We start from the raw sequence: 16,581 nt of genomic DNA, 5'->3' as shown, positions 1-16,581 counted from the left end.
CAGCAGGATTGATCACCCGGCTGAAGGGCTGCCCAGTGAACCGAGCTCTCCCCGTAGTGCGACTGCGGGTGCCCACCGACGAGGACGCCGTCGCCTGGCACCGGACCTTCGCCCACCCGGACGTCATGGAGTTCCACGGCGGCAGGGCCGCGGAGCTGTCCGTCTACGAGGAGCTCACCGCCCGCCAGCGCCGGCACGACGCCGAGCGCGGTTTCTGCCTGTGGACCATGCTCGACGAGTCGGGGCACGTCATCGGCTTCACCGGCGCTCAGCCGTGGGAGCGGGACTGGGGGCCGAGCGGTGAGATCGAGATCGGCTGGCGGCTCGGGCGCGAGCAGTGGGGCCGGGGATACGTCACCGCGGCCGCGCAGATGACGCTGGAAAGGCTGCGGGCGGCCGGGGTGCCGGGTGTGGTCGCGATGGTCGACGCCCGCAACACCCGGTCCGTCGCGGTGACCCGGCGGCTGGGCATGCGCCTCGCCGAGGTGTTCCGGACGCCGACGTCGCAGCGCGAGGGGCACTGCTACCGGCTCGATCTCCGAAGCGACCGTCACAGACGGTAATCGACTGTCACAGAAAGACACTTGGCGCTTCCGGGTGATGTGTGACCGGGGTTACCCTTCCAGTATCGCTGGGGGTGACATCTGTGCGAATAACACCCAAATCGCCCGAGGTGCGAGTGCCCAGGCTGGTCGGACTGATGGCCATGGACGCGCGCGCGGCCGCCGAGTCGGGCGGCGTTCTGCTCGCGGCTCCCGACCGGCCCGACTTCCGTCGCACCGTCGTGGACTATGTCGTACGGCAGTACCCGCCACCCGGCGCCGAGGTGCCGCGCGGGGCCGTGGTCACCGTGTGGTTCGAGTTCGGCGAGGGTGAGGGCGGCGGCGGCGCGGGCGTGCACGAGCCGCGGCTGCCGCCCCCGGGCGGCGGCGGCATGCAGCGCGAACTCGACGAGCCGGGCGACCCCTGTGCGGTGGCCCAGTTCAGCTCGCCCTACTGATCCGCGGGCTTGAAGCCGCGGTGCATGGCCACGATGCCGCCGCTCAGGTTGCGCCAGGCCACCTTGGACCAGCCGGCCTTCCTCAGACGCTCGGCCAGCGCGGGCTGGTCGGGCCAGGCGCGGATGGACTCGGCGAGGTAGACGTACGCGTCGGGGTTCGAGGACACCGTGCGGGCGACCGGCGGCAGGGCACGCATCAGGTACTCGGTGTAGACGGTCCGGAAGGGCGCCCAGGTCGGGTGCGAGAACTCGCAGATCACGACCCGGCCGCCGGGCTTGGTCACCCGGTACATCTCGCGCAGGGCGGCGTCGGTGTCCTGCACGTTGCGCAGCCCGAAGGAGATGGTGACGGCGTCGAAGGTGTCGTCCCTGAACGGCAGCTTCGTCGCGTCGCCCGCGGTGAAGGGCAGCCAGGTGTGCTTGCGCTTGCCGACCTGGAGCATGCCGAGGGAGAAGTCGCAGGGCACGACGTAGGCACCGGTGCGGGCGAAGGGCAGCGAGGACGTGGCCGTGCCGGCGGCCAGGTCCAGGACCTTCTGCGCGGGGCGGGCGTCGACGGCCTTGGCCACCTCCTTGCGCCACACCCGGTCCTGGCCGAGCGAGAGCACGTCGTTCGTCAGGTCGTACCGTTCCGCCACGTCGTCGAACATCGAGGCGACTTCGTGCGGCTGCTTGTTCAGGGAGGCGCGGGTCACGGGCCCATTCTTGCAGTACGGCGGTCGGCTGCGGCTCAGGGGAGCAGCCGCGGTCTCCTCTTCGCCGCCACGTCCTCCACCCATCCGCACAGCAGGACGAACACCGCGATGAGCACCCACCCGACGCCGAACATGAACCACTGACTCTCCGGCGGCAGGTACTTCTCGAAGGCCGGGACGTCCCAGAACCGGTCGATCAGCGGGACGGCCAGGATCAGCGCGATCTCGTGCCAGAGGTAGATCGTCACCGCTCGCGCGTTGAAGACCGTCACGGTCCGGTCGAGCCGGCGCAGGCGCGTGAGCCCCGCGAAGTCGATCCGGAAGTACGCCTTGACCCACATCAGGAGCGTGACGAAGCCGGCCGCCCCCGCCGGGGTTCCGACCTCGCCGGTGCGCTTCAGCTTCTGCCAGCGCAGGCATGCTGCTCAGGGCGAGCAGGAGCAGGCCCGCGAGGATGACCCGGGGTTTCTGCAGTGCCGCGGCCCTGCCCGCCGCCCGTTCGATCCGGGAGGGGGGCACGCCGGCGGCCGCGGGAGGGCGTCGTCGTAGTCAGGGGGTGGCTGCGTCCCGATCAGTTCGTGGTCGTGGGGGTGGCCGTGGCCGTGGCCGTGGGAGGCGCGGACGGCGTGCCGCCGGGCAGGGCGGGCGGGGTGCCGAGGCCGCCCTGGGGCGCGTAGCCGGCCGGTCCGCCGCCGCCCTGGCCGTTCGGGCCGGCCCCGCCGCCGAACGGCACCAGGGAGGACGGGGTGGTCGAGGTGCCGATGCCCAGGAACGCCATGCCCAGGACGACCGCTAGCCGACGCACACGACACCGACGAGGACGCCGATCCGGCGCAGCAGCCTGGACCGGCGCCCGGAGTTGTCAACGAACACGGGGCCCTCCGCGGACCCGTTGCCGCGTTTGCGGCGGCGACCACGCGCAGGGACTGCGACGGCGTCGTTTTCGATGGCAGACTCGGAATGCATTCTCCGGACATTAGGGACCCGTTATGTGGCATGAACTCGGGCTCCCATGTGAGAGACCCATGGGAACAGTGAAACCTGTCCTTTCACTGAGAGGTTCCCGGAAATCCTGCGCAACTCCGACCCGAGAGAAAGGAGTTGAATGCCGGAAATACGTGCCCGTTAGGCCACCTTTGACTACTTCTGCCCGTGGGGTGTCTGTGTGGCCACTGTCCACGCGAAACTCAGCTCCGCATGAGACATTCCCACCCGGAAGACGCGCTTTGTTTCCGTCCCGAGACAGAAATCACGAGAGCGGGTGCTTACTCGATGTGGAGTTTCCTGAAGCCGGCGGCCGGGCTCACGTGCCTGTTCGCGCTGGCCACCGCGGGGTGCTCCGCGGATTCCGACGACACGTCGGACGCGGCGTCGGCCACAACAGGACAGTCCAGCGCGGCCCCCGCCGAGGAGCCGGCGTCGACCACCTCGTACGCCCCCTACCTGAGCGCCACCACCGCGTCCGGACTCGACTCCAACGGCTCCCCCGCGACGTACAACCTCGCCTTCGTCATCTCCGACGGCGACGGCTGCACGCCGACGTGGAACGGGACGCACGCGATCGGCGACGCGTCGGTGAAGTCCCGGGTGGCTCGGCTCAAGGAGGCCGGCGCCACGGTCCGCGTCTCCTTCGGCGGCGCCTCGGGCGAGGAACTCGCGGCGACCTGCGAGAGCGCGTCCGAACTGGCCGAGGCGTACGGCAGGGCGCTGGACGCGGCCGGCTCCGCCCAGGCCGACTTCGACATCGAGGGCGACGAACTGACCGACTCCGACTCGGTGGATCTGCGGTCGGCGGCGATCGCGCGGTTGCAGAAGGAACGCACCGGCCTCAGCGTCTCCTTCACGCTCCCGGTCATGCCCTCCGGCCTCGACGACGACGGCCTCGCCCTCCTGGGGTCCGCCAACAAGGCCGCCCACACCCAGCTCGCGGACGTCTTCGGACTCTCCTCCTCGGCCGCCTGGCGGGGGATGGCGCTGACCTCGATGATCGGCGTCAACGACGTCGAGGGCGAGACGTTCACCCTCTCCGACGCGGCCCAGGTGCGGGCGTTCGCCGAGGAGAAGGAGATCGCCTGGGTGTCGATGTGGTCGACCGCCCGCGACCAACAGTGCGAGGAGGGCACTTCGGGGGAGGACGACCCGGCGACCGACTGCAGCGGTGTGGAGCAGGGTTCGGGTGCGTTCGCGAAGGCGTTCTCGGGCCGATCAGCGTCTGCGGTGGACGAGGCGTCCCGCGCACACCGTCGCGACGCACACGCCCCTCTCGTCGAACACGGCGAGGTCGGCGCGGCCGGTCTGACGGATGGACGGCTGCCATGAGGGCGTCACGCCGGGCCACACCACGACGTCGTTCCGCTCGGCCGCCGCCCGCAGGCCGGGTGCGTCGGCGTAGTCCCCGAGGATCACCACCGCGCCGGACTTCAGCACCGCGTGGATGCGCTCACGCGGCGTCGGCGCGTGAGGGAGCGGGCCCTCGTGGACGCGCGCGGGCCCCAGCACACCGTGCCACCTGCGCACCCGCGCCCCCGGAAACCGCTCGCGCAGCTCCTCGAAACTCCCGACGGCACCGATCCGGTCCCGCCCCACCACGACGGCACCGTCCCTGATCGGCTCCGCGTCCCAGGTGACCCGGACCTCGTCCGCCGCGTGAATCGTCTCCAACGTGCCCTCTGGTCAGCTCAGTTGGAAGCCAGCAGCTTCAGCTCGGGGTGAGCCGTCCCGCCCGCGATCGCCGTGGAGGAGATGTGGGACATCACGCGCTCGTCGACGGGGTCGTTCGCCGGGTCGTCGTGGACGACGAGGTGCTCGTACGTCGTCGCCCGCTGGGCCGGGACCCGCCCCGCCTTGCGGATGAGGTCGATGATCTCCATGCGGTTGGAGCGGTGCTTGGCGCCGGCCGAGGAGACGACGTTCTCCTCCAGCATGATCGAGCCGAGGTCGTCGGCGCCGTAGTGCAGGGACAGCTGGCCGACCTCCTTGCCCGTGGTCAGCCAGGAGCCCTGGATGTGGGCGATGTTGTCCATGAACAGCCGCGCGATGGCGATCATCCGCAGGTACTCGAAGAGCGTGGCCTGCGTGCGGCCCTTCAGGTGGTTGTTCTCGGGCTGGTAGGTGTACGGGATGAAGGCACGGAATCCGCCCGTACGGTCCTGTACGTCACGGATCATCCGCAGGTGCTCGATGCGCTCGGCGTTGGTCTCGCCGGTGCCCATCAGCATGGTGGACGTGGACTCCACGCCCAGCCCGTGCGCGATCTCCATGATCTCCAGCCAGCGCTCGCCGCTCTCCTTCAGCGGGGCGATGGCCTTGCGGGGCCGCTCGGGCAGCAGCTCGGCGCCCGCGCCGGCGAAGGAGTCGAGTCCGGCGGCGTGGATGCGCTGGATCGCCTCCTCGACCGACACCTTCGAGATCCGGGCCATGTGCTCGACCTCGGACGCCCCCAGGCTGTGGATGACCAGCTGCGGGAAGGCCTGCTTGATGGCGGAGAAGTGCTTCTCGTAGTACTCGACGCCGTAGTCCGGGTGGTGCCCGCCCTGGAACATGATCTGCGTACCGCCGAGCTCGACGGTCTCCGCGCACCGGCGCAGGATGTCGTCCAGGTCGCGGGTCCAGCCCTTGGCCTCGTCCTTGGGAGCCGCGTAGAAGGCGCAGAACCTGCACGCCGTGACGCACACGTTCGTGTAGTTGATGTTGCGCTCGATGATGTACGTGGCGATGTGCTCGGTCCCGGCGTACCGCCGACGCCGTACGGCGTCGGCGGCGGCGCCCAACGCGTGCAGCGGGGCGTCGCGGTAGAGGTCGAGTGCTTCCTCAGGGGAGATGCGCCCGCCTTCGGCGGCACGGTCGAGGACGGACTGAAGGTCGGCCTTCTCGGTCACCGGGGGCGTCCCTTTCGTCAAGGGTTGTGGGCGGACTGAACCAGCCTACGTCAGGCGGTTTTCCCGGCCGACCTCAGGCCGCGCAGGCGCCGGCCAGCAGACCGAGGTACGCCCCCGTGATCAGGAACGGCCCGAACGGGATCGCCGTCCGGCGTCCGGCCCGCCGCGCCACGACCAGCGCGCCGCCGTACACCGCCCCCAGCAGGAACCCGGCGAAGGTGCCGACCAGCACGGTCCCCCAGCCGTACCAGCCGAGCACGGCCCCGATCCCGATCGCCAGCTTCACGTCGCCGAAGCCCATGCCGCCGGGGTTGACCAGCCACAGCACGAAGTAGCCGGTCCCGAGCGCGAGGGCACCCAGCGCGGCGGACCGCCAGTCACCGACGTGCTCGGGCACCAGCGTGACCAGCCCGAGCAGCACCAGCGCGGCGGCGGCGAGCGGCAGGGTCAGCACGTCGGGCAGCCGCTTCACCCGGAAGTCGACGACGGCCAGCAGCACCCCGACGGGCGCGAGCAGCAGCCAGACGGCGATCTCCGGCCGGGTGTCGGTGGCGGCGGCGAGTGCGGCACAGACGAGCGCGGTGACCAGGGCGACGAGGGAGGTGCGGGGGCCGTAGACGCTGTAGGAGGTGAAGGGGGTGCAGGGGCTGTCGCCGGAGTGGCACTCCCGGCAACGCGCCCACCCGATCCATCCCCTGATGGGGTGCCCGCCGGGACACCGTTCCCGCCAGGTCTCCTCCGGCGGGACCGAGAACCGGTAGGCGGCGCGCGGCACGAGCGTTCCCGTCACCGCCCCCCACAACGCGGCGACGGCGATCAACAGACCCGTCATCCGGGCTCGACCTTCGACAGCCGCGCCCTGGGCCTGCCGGAGTCCTCGCTGTCCGAGTCGTACCGCAGGTCGTCGCCGACCGGAGTGATGCGGACCGTGTGGGCGGCCTGGCTGCACACGCCTCGGTTGGACCCGGCGCCGACGGTGGTCGCCGTGATCTGCTTCTTCGTCACCTTCTTCAGGGTCAGTACGTCGTCGCAGACGCCGCCGAGCACGTCCGTGTGCCGGAGCGTGCCCAACTTCCCGCCCACGCCGACGGATTTCACGGTCAGCCGGAAGGTGCCCATGGGGAGCGTGCCGTCGAGGGCGACGGCCTGGCCCTCCCAGGTGCCGACATAGCGGGCCGGGACCGCCTCCGCCTCGCTTCCGGCGGTCGGCGACGGTGAGTGGGCGCCACTGCCGGCATCGCTCGACGGGCCCCGCGCGTTGTCTGGCAGCAGGTCGAACACGAGCACCGACCCGACCGTCACCGCCGCCAGCGCACCCGCGACCGCGAGAGCCACCGTGCAACTGAGCCGACGTCCCCGGCCGGCGGGCCCGGGGACGGCCGTGGCGGAGAGGGAGACGGAGAGCTTGCCGGGACGGCGGTCGGAGGCCGACGTGTCGGACGCGTCCCGCGGCTCGGGGACGGAGGTGGGGGTGGGGGCGTGCGCGGGTACGGGGCCGGGAACGGCGTCGGCGGGAGCCGACGCGACCGGCCTGTCCACCGGCACCATGACCGGCGGCGGCCCGAACACCCCGACCGGGGCGGCCGAGCCGGCCGCCGCAGCCGCACCGGCCGGCGAGACGGGAGCGGCCGGTGCGGCCGAGCCGACGGGGGCCTCCCCCACCGGCGGTGCCTCCGAGCCCTTGCCCAGTGCCACCGCCCCGGCGCCCGCTACGGATCCCGCCACCGAGCCGGGCACCGGTCCCGCCTCCGAGGTCCGGCTGAAGTCGACCGGCCCGGACGTCACGTCCTGTGCCGTCTCCAGGTTCAGCAGGCGTACGGCGCCACGGCTGACCTGCTCCACCAGGGCGCCCGGCAGCCATCCGCCCGCGACCAGGCGGGCCGCCCCCTCGGGGGCCAGCCGCCGGGCCACTTCACCCGGCGTCGGCCGTGCACCCGGGTCCTTGGCGAGGCAGGCCTCCACCAGGGACCGCAGATCACCGTCGAGCGGGCCGAGTTCGGGCTGCTCGTGGACGACCCGGTAGAGCAGCGCCGCCGAGGAGTCGCCGCGGAAGGGTGCCTCCCCGGTCGCCGCGTACGCCAGCACCGCGCCCAGTGAGAAGACGTCGGCTGCCCCGGTCGCCGACTCGCCGAGGATCTGTTCGGGCGACATGTAGCCGGGCGAGCCGATCGAGACACCGCTGGACGTGAGGGACGCCGTGCCGTCGGTGGCCCGGGCGATGCCGAAGTCGATGAGGAGCGGTCCGTCCAGGGTCAGCAGCACGTTGGAGGGCTTCACGTCCCGGTGCACCAGTCCCAGCTCGTGCACCGCCGTCAGCGCTTCCGCGAGGCCGGCCCCCAGCGCCCGTACCGAACGGGCGGGCAGCGCACCGACGTCCGCGACCGCCGCCGACAGCGACGGCCCCGCCGCGTAGGCGGTCGCCACCCACGGCACCGCGGCCTCCGGGTCCGCGTCCAGGACCGACGCGGTCCAGACGCCGCCGACCCGTCGCGCCGCGTCGACCTCGCGGCGGAAGCGGGCGCGGAACTCCTCGTCGAGCGCGAAGTGCGGGTGCACGATCTTCACGGCGACCGTGCGGCCGCCGGTACTGCGGCCGAGGTAGACCCGGCCCATACCGCCGGAGCCGAGCCGGCCGAGCAGCCGGTAGGGCCCCACGACGGTGGGTTCGTCGACTCCGAGCGGCTGCATGGCGTCGCTCCTCCCCCGTACGCCTCAAGTCCCAGCAGCGTAGTCCCGAAGTCCTCCCAGGCTCACGGCTGGAGCAGATCGACCTTCACGTCCGCCGGGAAGCCGGTCGTCGGCCCGACCCGGCGGGCGAACTCGGCGACCGCCGCGAGCTGCGGGCCGCCGAAGCGGAAGTCGAGGGTGGTGAAGTAGCGCTCCAGGACATCCTCGTCGAAGGCCTCCCAGCGGGCCGCCTGCTCGGCGACCTTGCCGACCTCCTCCAGGGAGAGGTTGCGGGAGGCGAGGAAGGCCTCGTGGACCTTGCGGGTGATGACGGGCTCGCGCTCCAGGTAGTCCCGGCGGGCGGCCCACACCGCGAAGACGAAGGGCAGCCCGGTCCACTCCTTCCAGAGCGCACCGAGGTCGTGGACCTCGAGCCCGAACCTGGGTCCGTCGAGCAGGTTGGCCCGCAGCGCCGCGTCCCCGATGAGGACGGCGGCCTCGGCCTCCTGCATCATCAGGCTGAGGTCCGGCGGGCAGGTGTAGTAGTCGGGCCGGACGCCGTAGCGGTCGGCCAGCAGGAGCTGGGCGAGGCGGACGGAGGTGCGCGAGGTCGAGCCGAGCGCGACCCGGGCGCCGTCCAGCTCGTCCAGCGGGACCTTCGAGACGATCACGCAGGACATCACCGGGCCGTCGCAGCCCACCGCGATGTCCGGGAAGGCGACCAGGTCGTCGGCGTTCCTGAGGAACTCGACCAGGGTGACGGGCCCGATGTCCAGGCTCCCGCGCACCAGCTGCTCGCTGAGCTTCTCGGGGGTGTCCTTGGTCAGCTCGAAGTCGAGGAGGGTGCCGGTTCTCGCGAGCCCCCAGTACAGGGGCAGGCAGTTGAGGAACTGGATGTGGCCGACGCGCGGCCGGGTGCGAGAAATGTCCACATCGCGAGACTAGACCCCATGCGGTACGGTGCAGACCTCAGGGTGCGCCTCGAGTGTGGCCAAGGTGTGACTCGCCTGTCGCCCCCGCTTCACTTCCACCCCGTCAACCCCGGGGCAGGCCCCTTCATACGTCCGAGTGACGTGATCTTGACCTCTATTGCTTTCGGCTGCCCACGTGCTAGGCTCGCCGCAAGTTGCAGTTTGGTTTCCCTTGCAGTACAGAGCCTGCGGAGCATGTAACCGCGGGCTCTCGTCGTTTTCAGACGTATGCAGTTGTGCGGCATTTTGTTTTCACACTTGCAGGGTTCTGGAGCAGGGCAACCCTTTGGGCCCAAGGAGGGCTTATGGCTACCGGAACCGTGAAGTGGTTCAACGCCGAAAAGGGCTTTGGCTTCATCGCCCAAGAAGGCGGCGGCCCCGACGTCTTCGTCCACTACTCCGCGATCAATGCGAACGGCTTCCGTTCGCTGGAGGAGAACCAGCAGGTCTCCTTCGACGTGACTCAGGGCCCGAAGGGCCCGCAGGCGGAGAACGTCACCCCCGTCTGAGTTCATGAGCCCAAAGCTCTGATCCAGAACGACTAGCAGTACCCAAGGAGCCCCGTGCCGCAAGGCGACGGGGCTCCTGCCTTTGCCCGCACACGCTCAGGGCCGGGGGCGACGGGCCGGTCGCCCAGGGGGGTGGCCTGAAAGCGGCGGTGGCCGCCCAGGACTGTCGGTGGCTGCCGCTAACGTCCGCGCCCATGACCGACACCGACTTCCTGACCGCCACCCGCACCTTCTACGACGCCGTGGCCGAGGACTACGCCGACCGTTTCCGCGACGCGCTCGCCCCCAGGCCGCTGGACCGGGCTGTGCTCACCGCGTTCGCCGAGCTCGTCGGTGACGGCGGCGCGGTGGCGGACCTGGGGTGCGGGCCGGGCCGGACGACCGGGTATCTCGCTTCCCTCGGGCTGTCCGTGGTCGGGCTCGACCTGTCCGAGTCGATGCTCGCCATCGCCCGCCGGGAGAACCCCGACCTGCGTTTCGAGCAGGGCTCGATGCTGGAGCTGGGGATGGCCGACGGGGCGCTCGCGGGAGTCGTGTCCTACTACTCGTCCATCCACACCCCTGTGGACCGGCTGCCCGGCCTCTTCGCCGAGTTCCACCGCGTCCTGGCCCCCGGCGGACACCTCCTCGTCGCCTTCCAGGTCGGCGACGAGCCCCGGCACCACGACCGGCCGTTCGGCCGCCCGGTGTCGCTCGACTTCCAGCGGAGGCGGCCGGAGGCCGTCACCGAGCTGCTGTCGGCGGCCGGCTTCGACATGGTCGCGCGGACGGTCCGCGAACCGGACGTCGGCCTCGAGGAAACCACCCCGCACGCCTTCCTGATCGCGCGGAAGCCGGCACAGACCGCCGGCTAGAGCGCGCCCGCAAGGTCCAGCGCCGCGATGTACCCGAAGGTCATCGCCGGGCCGATGGTCGAACCCGCCCCCGCGTAGCTGTGGCCCATGACGGCGGCGCTGGCGTTCCCGGCGGCGTACAGGCCGGGGATGACCGAGCCGTCGGGGCGCAGGACGCGGGCACGGGCATCGGTGCGCAGGCCGCCCTTGGTGCCGAGATCGCCGGGGACGATGCGGAAGGCGTGGTACGGGGGCAGCCACAGCGGCGCGAGGCAGGAGTCGGGGAGGATGGCGGGGTCCGTGTAGTAGTGGTCGTACGCGCTGTCGCCGCGCCCGAAGTCGGTGTCGTCCCCTTTGCGGGCCAGGGCGTTGAATCGGTCGACGGTGGCGCGCAGGGCGGGCGCGGGAACGTTGATCGCGGTGGCCAGGGCGTCCAGGGTCCAGGCCTTGTGTGCCGCGCCGGAGGTGTACCAGTCGTCCGGGAACGGTAAGGCCGGGGCCACGTCCTTGAAGAGGTAGCGGTTGCGGTGGTTCTGGTCGGTGATCAGCCAGGCCGGGATGTCGGGGTCGGTGGGGTTGCGCTCGTACATGGTGTGAACGACGTCGCCGTAGGGCGCGGCCTCGTTGACGAACCGGCGTCCGGCGGCGTTGACCAGCAGACCGCCGGGGAGGGTGCGTTCGGCGAGGCAGAAGTACGGCTGGCCGGGGAGCGGGATGGCGGGGCCCCACCAGGCGTCGTCCATGAGGGCGAGGTCGGCGCCGATGTGCCGGCCCGCCCGGATTCCGTCCCCGGTGTTCTCCTTCGCGCCGACGGTCCACTCGGTGCCGATCGGCTGCCGCTGGTACCGCGCCCGCATGGCCGCGTTGTGCTCGAACCCTCCGGAGCCGACCACGACCCCGCGCCGGGCCCGGACGAGCCCCGGGACGCCGTCCCGGCTGACCACGGCACCGGCGACGGCCCCGCCCTCGACGTACAGCTCGGTGAGCGGGGTGCCCAGCCAGACCGGCACGCCTGCCGACCGGAGGCCGATACGCAGCCCCGCCGCCAGGGACTGCCCCATGGTGAGCGGCCTCTGTCCCAGGGCGGCGGCCTTCGTGCCGCGGGCCAGGCAGGCCGCGGCGACGGCGACGCCCTGGGCGCTGACGGCGGTCAGGGCGAGCCACTTGTAGTCGGCGCTGAAGACCACCATTCCGGCGGGAACCTCGAGGTACGGCGGGTTGAGACGGGCGAGTTCGGCTCCGAGGAGGTTGCCGTCGAGCTGGTCGGGTTCGATGGAGCGGCCGTTCGGGAGGCCGCCGGGGAGTTCGGGGTAGTAGTCGCTGTACCCCTCCATCCAGCGGAAGCGCAGCGGGGTGTGGGCCATGACGGACGAGAGCATCGCGGGCCCGTGGGCGAGGAAGGCACGCTGCCGGTCGGCAGGGACGTCCGCCCCCACCACGGCGGCGAGGTAGGCGGCGGCCTTGGCGGGAGTGTCGGGGACACCGGCGGCAAGGATCACGGGGTTGTTGGGTATCCAGATCCCGGCCCCCGAACGGGCGGCCGATCCGCCGAAGGTGGCCGCCTTCTCGACCACGACACAGCTCAGCCCCCGCCTGGCGGCCGTGAGGGCGGCGGTCATGCCGGCGGCACCGGAGCCGATGACGACGACGTCGTACGTGCCGAGGGCAGGCAGTTCGGCGGCGCGGGCGCCTTGCTGCACCCCGGCCGCGACCGCGAGGCCGGCACCGGCGGCGCCTGCCAGGAGGTGTCTCCGGGAAGGGCCTTCGGTGCGACCGGTGCGTCCGGGGTGTCTCGCAGAATCCGCGCTCGTGGTCATGGCCACTCCAGCCCGCCGGGAACGAATGAAAGGGGTGAGGGGACCGGAATGTCGCGCGGGGGTCTTGGGAAGTCAAGAGCCGTGCGCCGCACACAACTCACTTGACCCCAACCCCACTTGAGGTACGAACATCGTCGCATGACGACAACAGAGCGGACTGACGCAGCGGTGGAGATCGAGGCCATCACCCGGGTGGTGGCCAGGGTGGAGCACGCCCAGCGGAACGAACTCCCGGACGAGTTCGTCGGGCTGTTCCGTGCCGACGCGATCTGGACGACGGCACACGGGCGACGACTGTTCGGACGCGAGGAGATCGCCGCCTTCACGCACCGGGTCCTGCCCGGGGCCATGCGCGAGTCGACGGTGACGTACGAGGTGGAACAGGTGCTGTTCATCCGGCCCGACGTCGCCGCCGTGAAGGTCCGCGCCCAGTACCGGACCCCGGACGGCGACCCGGTCGGCAACCCCAACAGCCCGATGTACGTGATGTCCAAGGAGAACGGCGAGTGGCTGCTCACCGCCTGCCAGAACACGGAGGTGCTGGAAGCGAGCTGACCGGGCCGGGTGCGGCGGGCGCCCTCGCCGCACTCACCGCTCGTACAGCCCCTCCACCTCCCGCGCGAAGTCCTTCATCACCGCCTCCCGGCGCAGTTTCATCGACGGGGTCAGATGGCCCGACGACTCGGTGAAGTCCGTGGGGAGGATGGCGAAGCGACGGATGGACTCCGGGCGGGAGACCAGCTTGTTGGCCTCGTCCACCGCTCTCTGGAGGACGGCTCTGAGTTCCTCGTCCTCGACGAGGAACTCAGGCGGCACCGAGTGTTTGCCGTTCATCTGGCGCCAGTGCGTGACGCCGTCCCTGTCGAGGGTGATGAGGGCGGAGATGTAGGGGCGGGTGTCGCCGACCACCATGCACTGGGAGATCAGGGGGTGGGAGCGGAGCCAGTTCTCCAGGGGGGCCGGGGCCACGTTCTTGCCGCCCGCGGTGATCAGGATCTCCTTCTTGCGGCCCGTGATGGTGAGGTAGCCCTCGTCGTCGAGCCGGCCGATGTCACCGGTGGGGAACCAGCCGTCGGAGGAGGAGGGGATCAGCCCGCTGCCGTGCGGGTCCCAGTAACCGCGGAAGACCTGGCCGCCGCTGAGGAGGATCTCGCCGTCCGCGGCGATGCGCACCCTGGTGCCGGGCAGCGGCCAGCCGACCGTGCCCAGGCGGGGCTTGAGCGGGGGCGTGACCGTGGCCGCGCCGGTGGACTCCGTGAGGCCGTAGCCCTCGTAGATCTCCATGCCCGCGCCCGCGAAGAACGCCGCGAGGCGCGGGGCGAGGGGGGAGCCGCCGGAGATGATGTGGCGGATCCGGCCGCCCATGGCGTTGCGGATGCGGCGGTAGACGAGGGGGTCGTAGAAGGCGCGGGCCGCCTTGAGGGCCGCGCTCGGGCCGGAACCGGTGCCGGACTGGCGGGCCTCGACCGCCTCGGCGTAGCGGCGGGCCACGTTCGTCGCGCGGTCGAAGGCCGTGACCCGGCCGCCGCTCTCCGCCCTGGCCCGCGCGTTGTTGAAGACCTTCTCCAGCATGTACGGGATGACCAGCAGGAACGTCGGCCTGAAGCCGGCGAGGTCCGCGAGCAGGTCCTCCGACTTCAGGCTCGGCGCGTGGCCCAGGCGGACCCGTGCGCGGATGCAGGCGACGGCCACCATCCGCCCGAAGACGTGGGACATGGGCAGGAAGAGGAGGGTGGCGAGATCCGCGTCGGCCGTCTTGGACCGGAAGACGGGGTGGAGGAGTTCGATCGCGTTGTCCACCTCGGCGAGGAAGTTGCCGTGTGTGAGCGCACAGCCCTTCGGGCGGCCCGTGGTGCCCGAGGTGTAGACGACGGTGGCGAGTGTCTCCGGGCTCAGCACCCCCCGCCGTACGGCGATCTCCTGGTCCGGGACCCCCTCGCCCAGCTCGGCCACGCGCTCCAGGTGGCCCTTCTCCAGGATCCACATGTGGCGCAGGTCGGGCAGGCGGTTGAGTTCGGGGCCCAGCGCCGACGCCTGGGCGACCGTCTCCGTCACCAGGGCCACCGCGCCCGAGTCCTGGAGGATCCACCGGGTCTGGAAGACGGAGGAGGTCGGGTAGACCGGGACGGTGACCAGGCCGGCGGCCCACGCGGCGAAGTCGAGGAGGGTCCACTCGTAGGTCGTACGCGCCATGATCGCGATCCGGTCGCCCGGCATCAGGCCCTCGGCGATCATCCCCTTCGCCAGGGCCAGCACCTGCCCGGCGAACTCCGCCGCCGTGACGTCCGCCCAGTCGCCCTCCTCCGTGCGGCGGCTGAGGACCCGGTGCTCGGGCGCCGCGTCCGCGTTGTCGAAGGGCAGGTCGGCGAGCGAGCCGTGGGTCAGCGGCGGGGCGAGCGGCGGCACGGAGACCTCCCGTACCTCTCCGTCCAACCGCCGGATCTCCGGTTCCACGAGTACGGGCGCGCCGTCGTAGTCGTGGCCGGACGTGTAGGAGAGGGACATGGGCAGCTCCAGTGGCGTGCAGCAAGGTTCCGCTCTGCTGCATGTGGTACGCGCGGTGCGTACCCGGGCGTTCACCGGCGGTGCGCGCCTGAGGGCATGCCGCCGCTGTTACCCCGGGTTAGGACGGTGATCGTACGGTGCCCGCGTGGAAGGTTCGTGCGGGTTCGGGGGTGGTCCGGAGCCGGGGATGTGCAACCTCGGAGGTTACGTGAGGGAAGCTCAGGTTCCTGCGGGTGAGAGTGGTTACGCCCGCTCCAGCACTGCCGTCACCCCCTGTCCGCCGGCCGCGCACACGGAGATCAGGCCCCGTCCGCCGCCGCTCCCGCCCCGCTCGGACAGCAGCTTCGCCAGCGTCGCCACGATCCGTGCACCGGTCGCCGCGAAGGGATGCCCGGTGGCGAGCGAGGACCCGGCGACGTTCAGCCGGTCGCGGTCCACGGGGGCCAGGCCCCGCTTCTCCCACGCGGCGAGCGTCGCCAGCACCTGCGAGGCGAACGCCTCGTGGATCTCCAGGAGTTCGAAGTCCTCCAACCCGAGGCCGGCCCGCTCCAGCATGCGCGGGACGGCGTGGGCCGGGGCCATCAGCAGACCGTCCTCGCCGCCCGCGACGTCTCCCGCCACGAAGTCCACGGCCGCCGTCTCGTAGGCGGTGAGATACGCCAGGGGCTCCAGTCCGCGTGCCTCGGCCCAGTCCTCGCTCGCCAGGAGGACGACCGCCGCGCCGTCGGTCAGCGGTGTCGAGTTGCCCGCCGTCATGGTCGGCTCGGGGGCGTCCAGCCCGAACACCGGCTTCAGGGCCGCCAGTTTCTCCACCGTCGAGCCGGGTCGCAGGTTCTGGTCGCGGGCCAGGCCCCGGAAGGGGACGACCAGGTCCTCGAAGAAGCCGCGTTCGTAGGCCGCCGCGAGCCGCTGGTGGCTGGCCGCCGCCAGTTCGTCCTGGGCCTCGCGCGGGATGCCCCAGGCCCGGGCGGTGACGGCCGCGTGCTCGCCCATCGACAGGCCGGTGCGCGGTTCGGCGTTGCGCGGGATGTCGGGGACGAGGTGGCCGGGACGCAGCCCGGCGAGTGCTTTCAGGCGTCCGCCGAGGGACTTGGCCCGCCGCGCCTCCAGCAACAGGCGCCGCAGGTCGTCGTTGACGCCCAGCGGTGCGTCGCTCGCCGTGTCGGCGCCGCCCGCGATCGCCGAGTCGGTCTGCCCGAGGGCGATCTTGTTGGCGGCGGCGATGACGGCCTGCAGACCGGTGCCGCAGGCCTGCTGGATGTCGTACGCCGGGGTCCGGGCGTCCAGCTTCGAGCCGAGGACCGTCTCGCGGGCGAGGTTGAAGTCGCGGCTGTGCTTGAGGACGGCTCCGGCGACGAACTCGCCCACCGCGCCCGGCGCCTGGAGCGAGTGCCGCTCCACCAGGCCGTCGAGCGCCGCCGTCAGCATCTCCCGGTTGGAGGCGGTGGCGTACGGGCCGTCGGAGCGGGCGAAGGGGACGCGGGCGCCGGCGACGACGGCGACGCGGCGTGTGGTGCGGGGTTCCAGGGGGCTCATCTCGACCGGCTCCTCACCCGTGACGTAGGCTTACCTTCGGTAACCTTACTCCAGAGTAAGAAAGCTGGAGCAAGAAGGCCGGAGCAGCAGATCCGGAGCGGAAAGGCCGGAGCAGCAGATCCGGAGCAAGGGGATCCGGAGCGAGATCCGGAGCGAGACAGTCGACGAGC

The 16,581-nt window shown here is 71.5% G+C and carries 16 protein-coding genes and 1 pseudogene; 6 read left to right on the top strand and 11 right to left on the bottom strand.

Translation table 11 applies throughout. From position 1 onward, the window contains the following. Positions 1 to 8 precede the first annotated feature (8 nt). The gene (locus AQJ84_RS37230) at positions 9 to 563 is read left to right on the top strand and encodes a GNAT family N-acetyltransferase (RefSeq protein WP_078631648.1); all 555 of its coding nucleotides are present in this window, start codon (positions 9 to 11) and stop codon (positions 561 to 563) included. Positions 564 to 673: 110 nt separating this feature from the next. Beyond that, positions 674 to 1,000: a PASTA domain-containing protein gene (locus AQJ84_RS37225; RefSeq protein ID WP_053193703.1), complete on the top strand. Its 327-nt coding sequence runs from the start codon at positions 674 to 676 to the stop codon at positions 998 to 1,000. Here the strand turns inward: AQJ84_RS37225 and AQJ84_RS37220 are convergent. The 3 genes and pseudogenes from AQJ84_RS37220 to AQJ84_RS37210 form a co-directional block, all read right to left on the bottom strand. After that, positions 994 to 1,695, bottom strand: a complete 702-nt coding sequence (locus AQJ84_RS37220) for a demethylmenaquinone methyltransferase (RefSeq protein ID WP_030038768.1) — start codon at positions 1,693 to 1,695, stop codon at positions 994 to 996. The two genes, AQJ84_RS37225 and AQJ84_RS37220, sit on opposite strands and share 7 nt — an antisense overlap. Positions 1,696 to 1,730: 35 nt before the next feature. Next, positions 1,731 to 2,060: pseudogene (locus AQJ84_RS37215) on the bottom strand (acyltransferase family protein); the annotation flags it as partial. A gap of 206 nt (positions 2,061 to 2,266) precedes the next feature. Continuing rightward, positions 2,267 to 2,500 (bottom strand): hypothetical protein, encoded by a 234-nt coding sequence (locus tag AQJ84_RS37210; RefSeq protein ID WP_225877145.1) that lies wholly within the window; start codon positions 2,498 to 2,500, stop codon positions 2,267 to 2,269. 467 nt (positions 2,501 to 2,967) lie between these two features. Here AQJ84_RS37210 and AQJ84_RS37205 point away from each other — a divergent pair, with 467 nt between their 5' ends. Continuing rightward, positions 2,968 to 4,014 carry a glycoside hydrolase family 18 protein gene (locus AQJ84_RS37205; RefSeq protein WP_063753062.1) on the top strand — a complete coding sequence of 349 codons (1,047 nt, stop codon included), beginning with the start codon at positions 2,968 to 2,970 and terminating at the stop codon, positions 4,012 to 4,014. On the opposite strand, the gene AQJ84_RS41705 is transcribed toward AQJ84_RS37205, so the two are convergent. The 5 genes from AQJ84_RS41705 to AQJ84_RS37180 all read right to left on the bottom strand — a co-directional run bounded on the left by AQJ84_RS41705 (position 3,901) and on the right by AQJ84_RS37180 (position 9,172). After that, positions 3,901 to 4,356: an imidazolonepropionase-like domain-containing protein gene (locus AQJ84_RS41705; RefSeq protein WP_030038765.1), complete on the bottom strand. Its 456-nt coding sequence runs from the start codon at positions 4,354 to 4,356 to the stop codon at positions 3,901 to 3,903. The genes AQJ84_RS37205 and AQJ84_RS41705 overlap by 114 nt on opposite strands. A gap of 17 nt (positions 4,357 to 4,373) precedes the next feature. Then, complete coding sequence (gene mqnC / locus AQJ84_RS37195) at positions 4,374 to 5,573, bottom strand: cyclic dehypoxanthinyl futalosine synthase (RefSeq protein WP_030038764.1); 1,200 nt, start codon at positions 5,571 to 5,573, stop codon at positions 4,374 to 4,376. A 73-nt stretch (positions 5,574 to 5,646) separates the two neighbouring features. After that, positions 5,647 to 6,405, bottom strand: coding sequence for a prepilin peptidase (locus tag AQJ84_RS37190; RefSeq protein ID WP_053193705.1), 759 nt, complete (start codon positions 6,403 to 6,405; stop codon positions 5,647 to 5,649). Next, positions 6,402 to 8,261, bottom strand: coding sequence for a serine/threonine-protein kinase (locus tag AQJ84_RS37185; RefSeq protein WP_053193708.1), 1,860 nt, complete (start codon positions 8,259 to 8,261; stop codon positions 6,402 to 6,404). Before AQJ84_RS37185 ends, AQJ84_RS37190 begins: the two co-directional genes overlap by 4 nt. A gap of 62 nt (positions 8,262 to 8,323) precedes the next feature. Continuing rightward, on the bottom strand, positions 8,324 to 9,172 hold the full coding sequence (locus AQJ84_RS37180) for a menaquinone biosynthetic enzyme MqnA/MqnD family protein (RefSeq protein ID WP_030038761.1): 849 nt from the start codon (positions 9,170 to 9,172) through the stop codon (positions 8,324 to 8,326). A gap of 344 nt (positions 9,173 to 9,516) precedes the next feature. On the opposite strand from AQJ84_RS37180, the gene AQJ84_RS37175 reads away from it, so the two are divergent. Next, the gene (locus tag AQJ84_RS37175; protein ID WP_007490911.1) at positions 9,517 to 9,720 is read left to right on the top strand and encodes a cold-shock protein; all 204 of its coding nucleotides are present in this window, start codon (positions 9,517 to 9,519) and stop codon (positions 9,718 to 9,720) included. A gap of 194 nt (positions 9,721 to 9,914) precedes the next feature. Then, positions 9,915 to 10,574 (top strand): class I SAM-dependent methyltransferase, encoded by a 660-nt coding sequence (locus AQJ84_RS37170; protein WP_030038760.1) that lies wholly within the window; start codon positions 9,915 to 9,917, stop codon positions 10,572 to 10,574. Here AQJ84_RS37170 and kstD read toward each other — a convergent pair. Then, positions 10,571 to 12,370: a 3-oxosteroid 1-dehydrogenase gene (kstD, locus tag AQJ84_RS37165; protein ID WP_051869626.1), complete on the bottom strand. Its 1,800-nt coding sequence runs from the start codon at positions 12,368 to 12,370 to the stop codon at positions 10,571 to 10,573. The two genes, AQJ84_RS37170 and kstD, sit on opposite strands and share 4 nt — an antisense overlap. A 138-nt stretch (positions 12,371 to 12,508) precedes the next feature. Between kstD and AQJ84_RS37160 the strand changes: the two genes are divergently transcribed. Beyond that, the gene (locus AQJ84_RS37160; protein WP_030038758.1) at positions 12,509 to 12,925 is read left to right on the top strand and encodes an SgcJ/EcaC family oxidoreductase; all 417 of its coding nucleotides are present in this window, start codon (positions 12,509 to 12,511) and stop codon (positions 12,923 to 12,925) included. A gap of 33 nt (positions 12,926 to 12,958) precedes the next feature. On the opposite strand, the gene AQJ84_RS37155 is transcribed toward AQJ84_RS37160, so the two are convergent. Continuing rightward, entirely contained in the window at positions 12,959 to 14,875 is a 1,917-nt protein-coding gene (locus AQJ84_RS37155; RefSeq protein ID WP_053193711.1) for an AMP-dependent synthetase/ligase, read from the bottom strand. 243 nt (positions 14,876 to 15,118) lie between these two features. Beyond that, positions 15,119 to 16,411: an acetyl-CoA C-acetyltransferase gene (locus tag AQJ84_RS37150; RefSeq protein WP_053193716.1), complete on the bottom strand. Its 1,293-nt coding sequence runs from the start codon at positions 16,409 to 16,411 to the stop codon at positions 15,119 to 15,121. Positions 16,412 to 16,581 lie beyond the last annotated feature (170 nt).

Origin of the sequence: Streptomyces resistomycificus (genome assembly GCF_001514265.1) — a bacterium.
In the GTDB taxonomy this organism is placed as follows: domain Bacteria; phylum Actinomycetota; class Actinomycetes; order Streptomycetales; family Streptomycetaceae; genus Streptomyces; species Streptomyces resistomycificus.
The sequence above is the reverse complement of the archived record's forward strand: the minus strand, read 5'-3'. Positions and strand labels throughout refer to the sequence as shown.

Bases quoted from the DNA above. Each gene is read 5' to 3' on its own strand.
- AQJ84_RS37155 (WP_053193711.1), bottom strand. From the start codon at position 14,875: ATGTCCCTCTCCTACACGTCCGGCCACGACTACGACGGCGCGCCCGTA.
- AQJ84_RS37185 (WP_053193708.1), bottom strand. From the start codon at position 8,261: ATGCAGCCGCTCGGAGTCGACGAACCCACCGTCGTGGGGCCCTACCGG.
- AQJ84_RS37205 (WP_063753062.1), top strand. From the start codon at position 2,968: ATGTGGAGTTTCCTGAAGCCGGCGGCCGGGCTCACGTGCCTGTTCGCG.
- AQJ84_RS37190 (WP_053193705.1), bottom strand. From the start codon at position 6,405: ATGACGGGTCTGTTGATCGCCGTCGCCGCGTTGTGGGGGGCGGTGACG.
- AQJ84_RS37170 (WP_030038760.1), top strand. From the start codon at position 9,915: ATGACCGACACCGACTTCCTGACCGCCACCCGCACCTTCTACGACGCC.
- AQJ84_RS37160 (WP_030038758.1), top strand. From the start codon at position 12,509: ATGACGACAACAGAGCGGACTGACGCAGCGGTGGAGATCGAGGCCATC.
- AQJ84_RS37175 (WP_007490911.1), top strand. From the start codon at position 9,517: ATGGCTACCGGAACCGTGAAGTGGTTCAACGCCGAAAAGGGCTTTGGC.
- AQJ84_RS37150 (WP_053193716.1), bottom strand. From the start codon at position 16,411: ATGAGCCCCCTGGAACCCCGCACCACACGCCGCGTCGCCGTCGTCGCC.
- kstD (WP_051869626.1), bottom strand. From the start codon at position 12,370: ATGACCACGAGCGCGGATTCTGCGAGACACCCCGGACGCACCGGTCGC.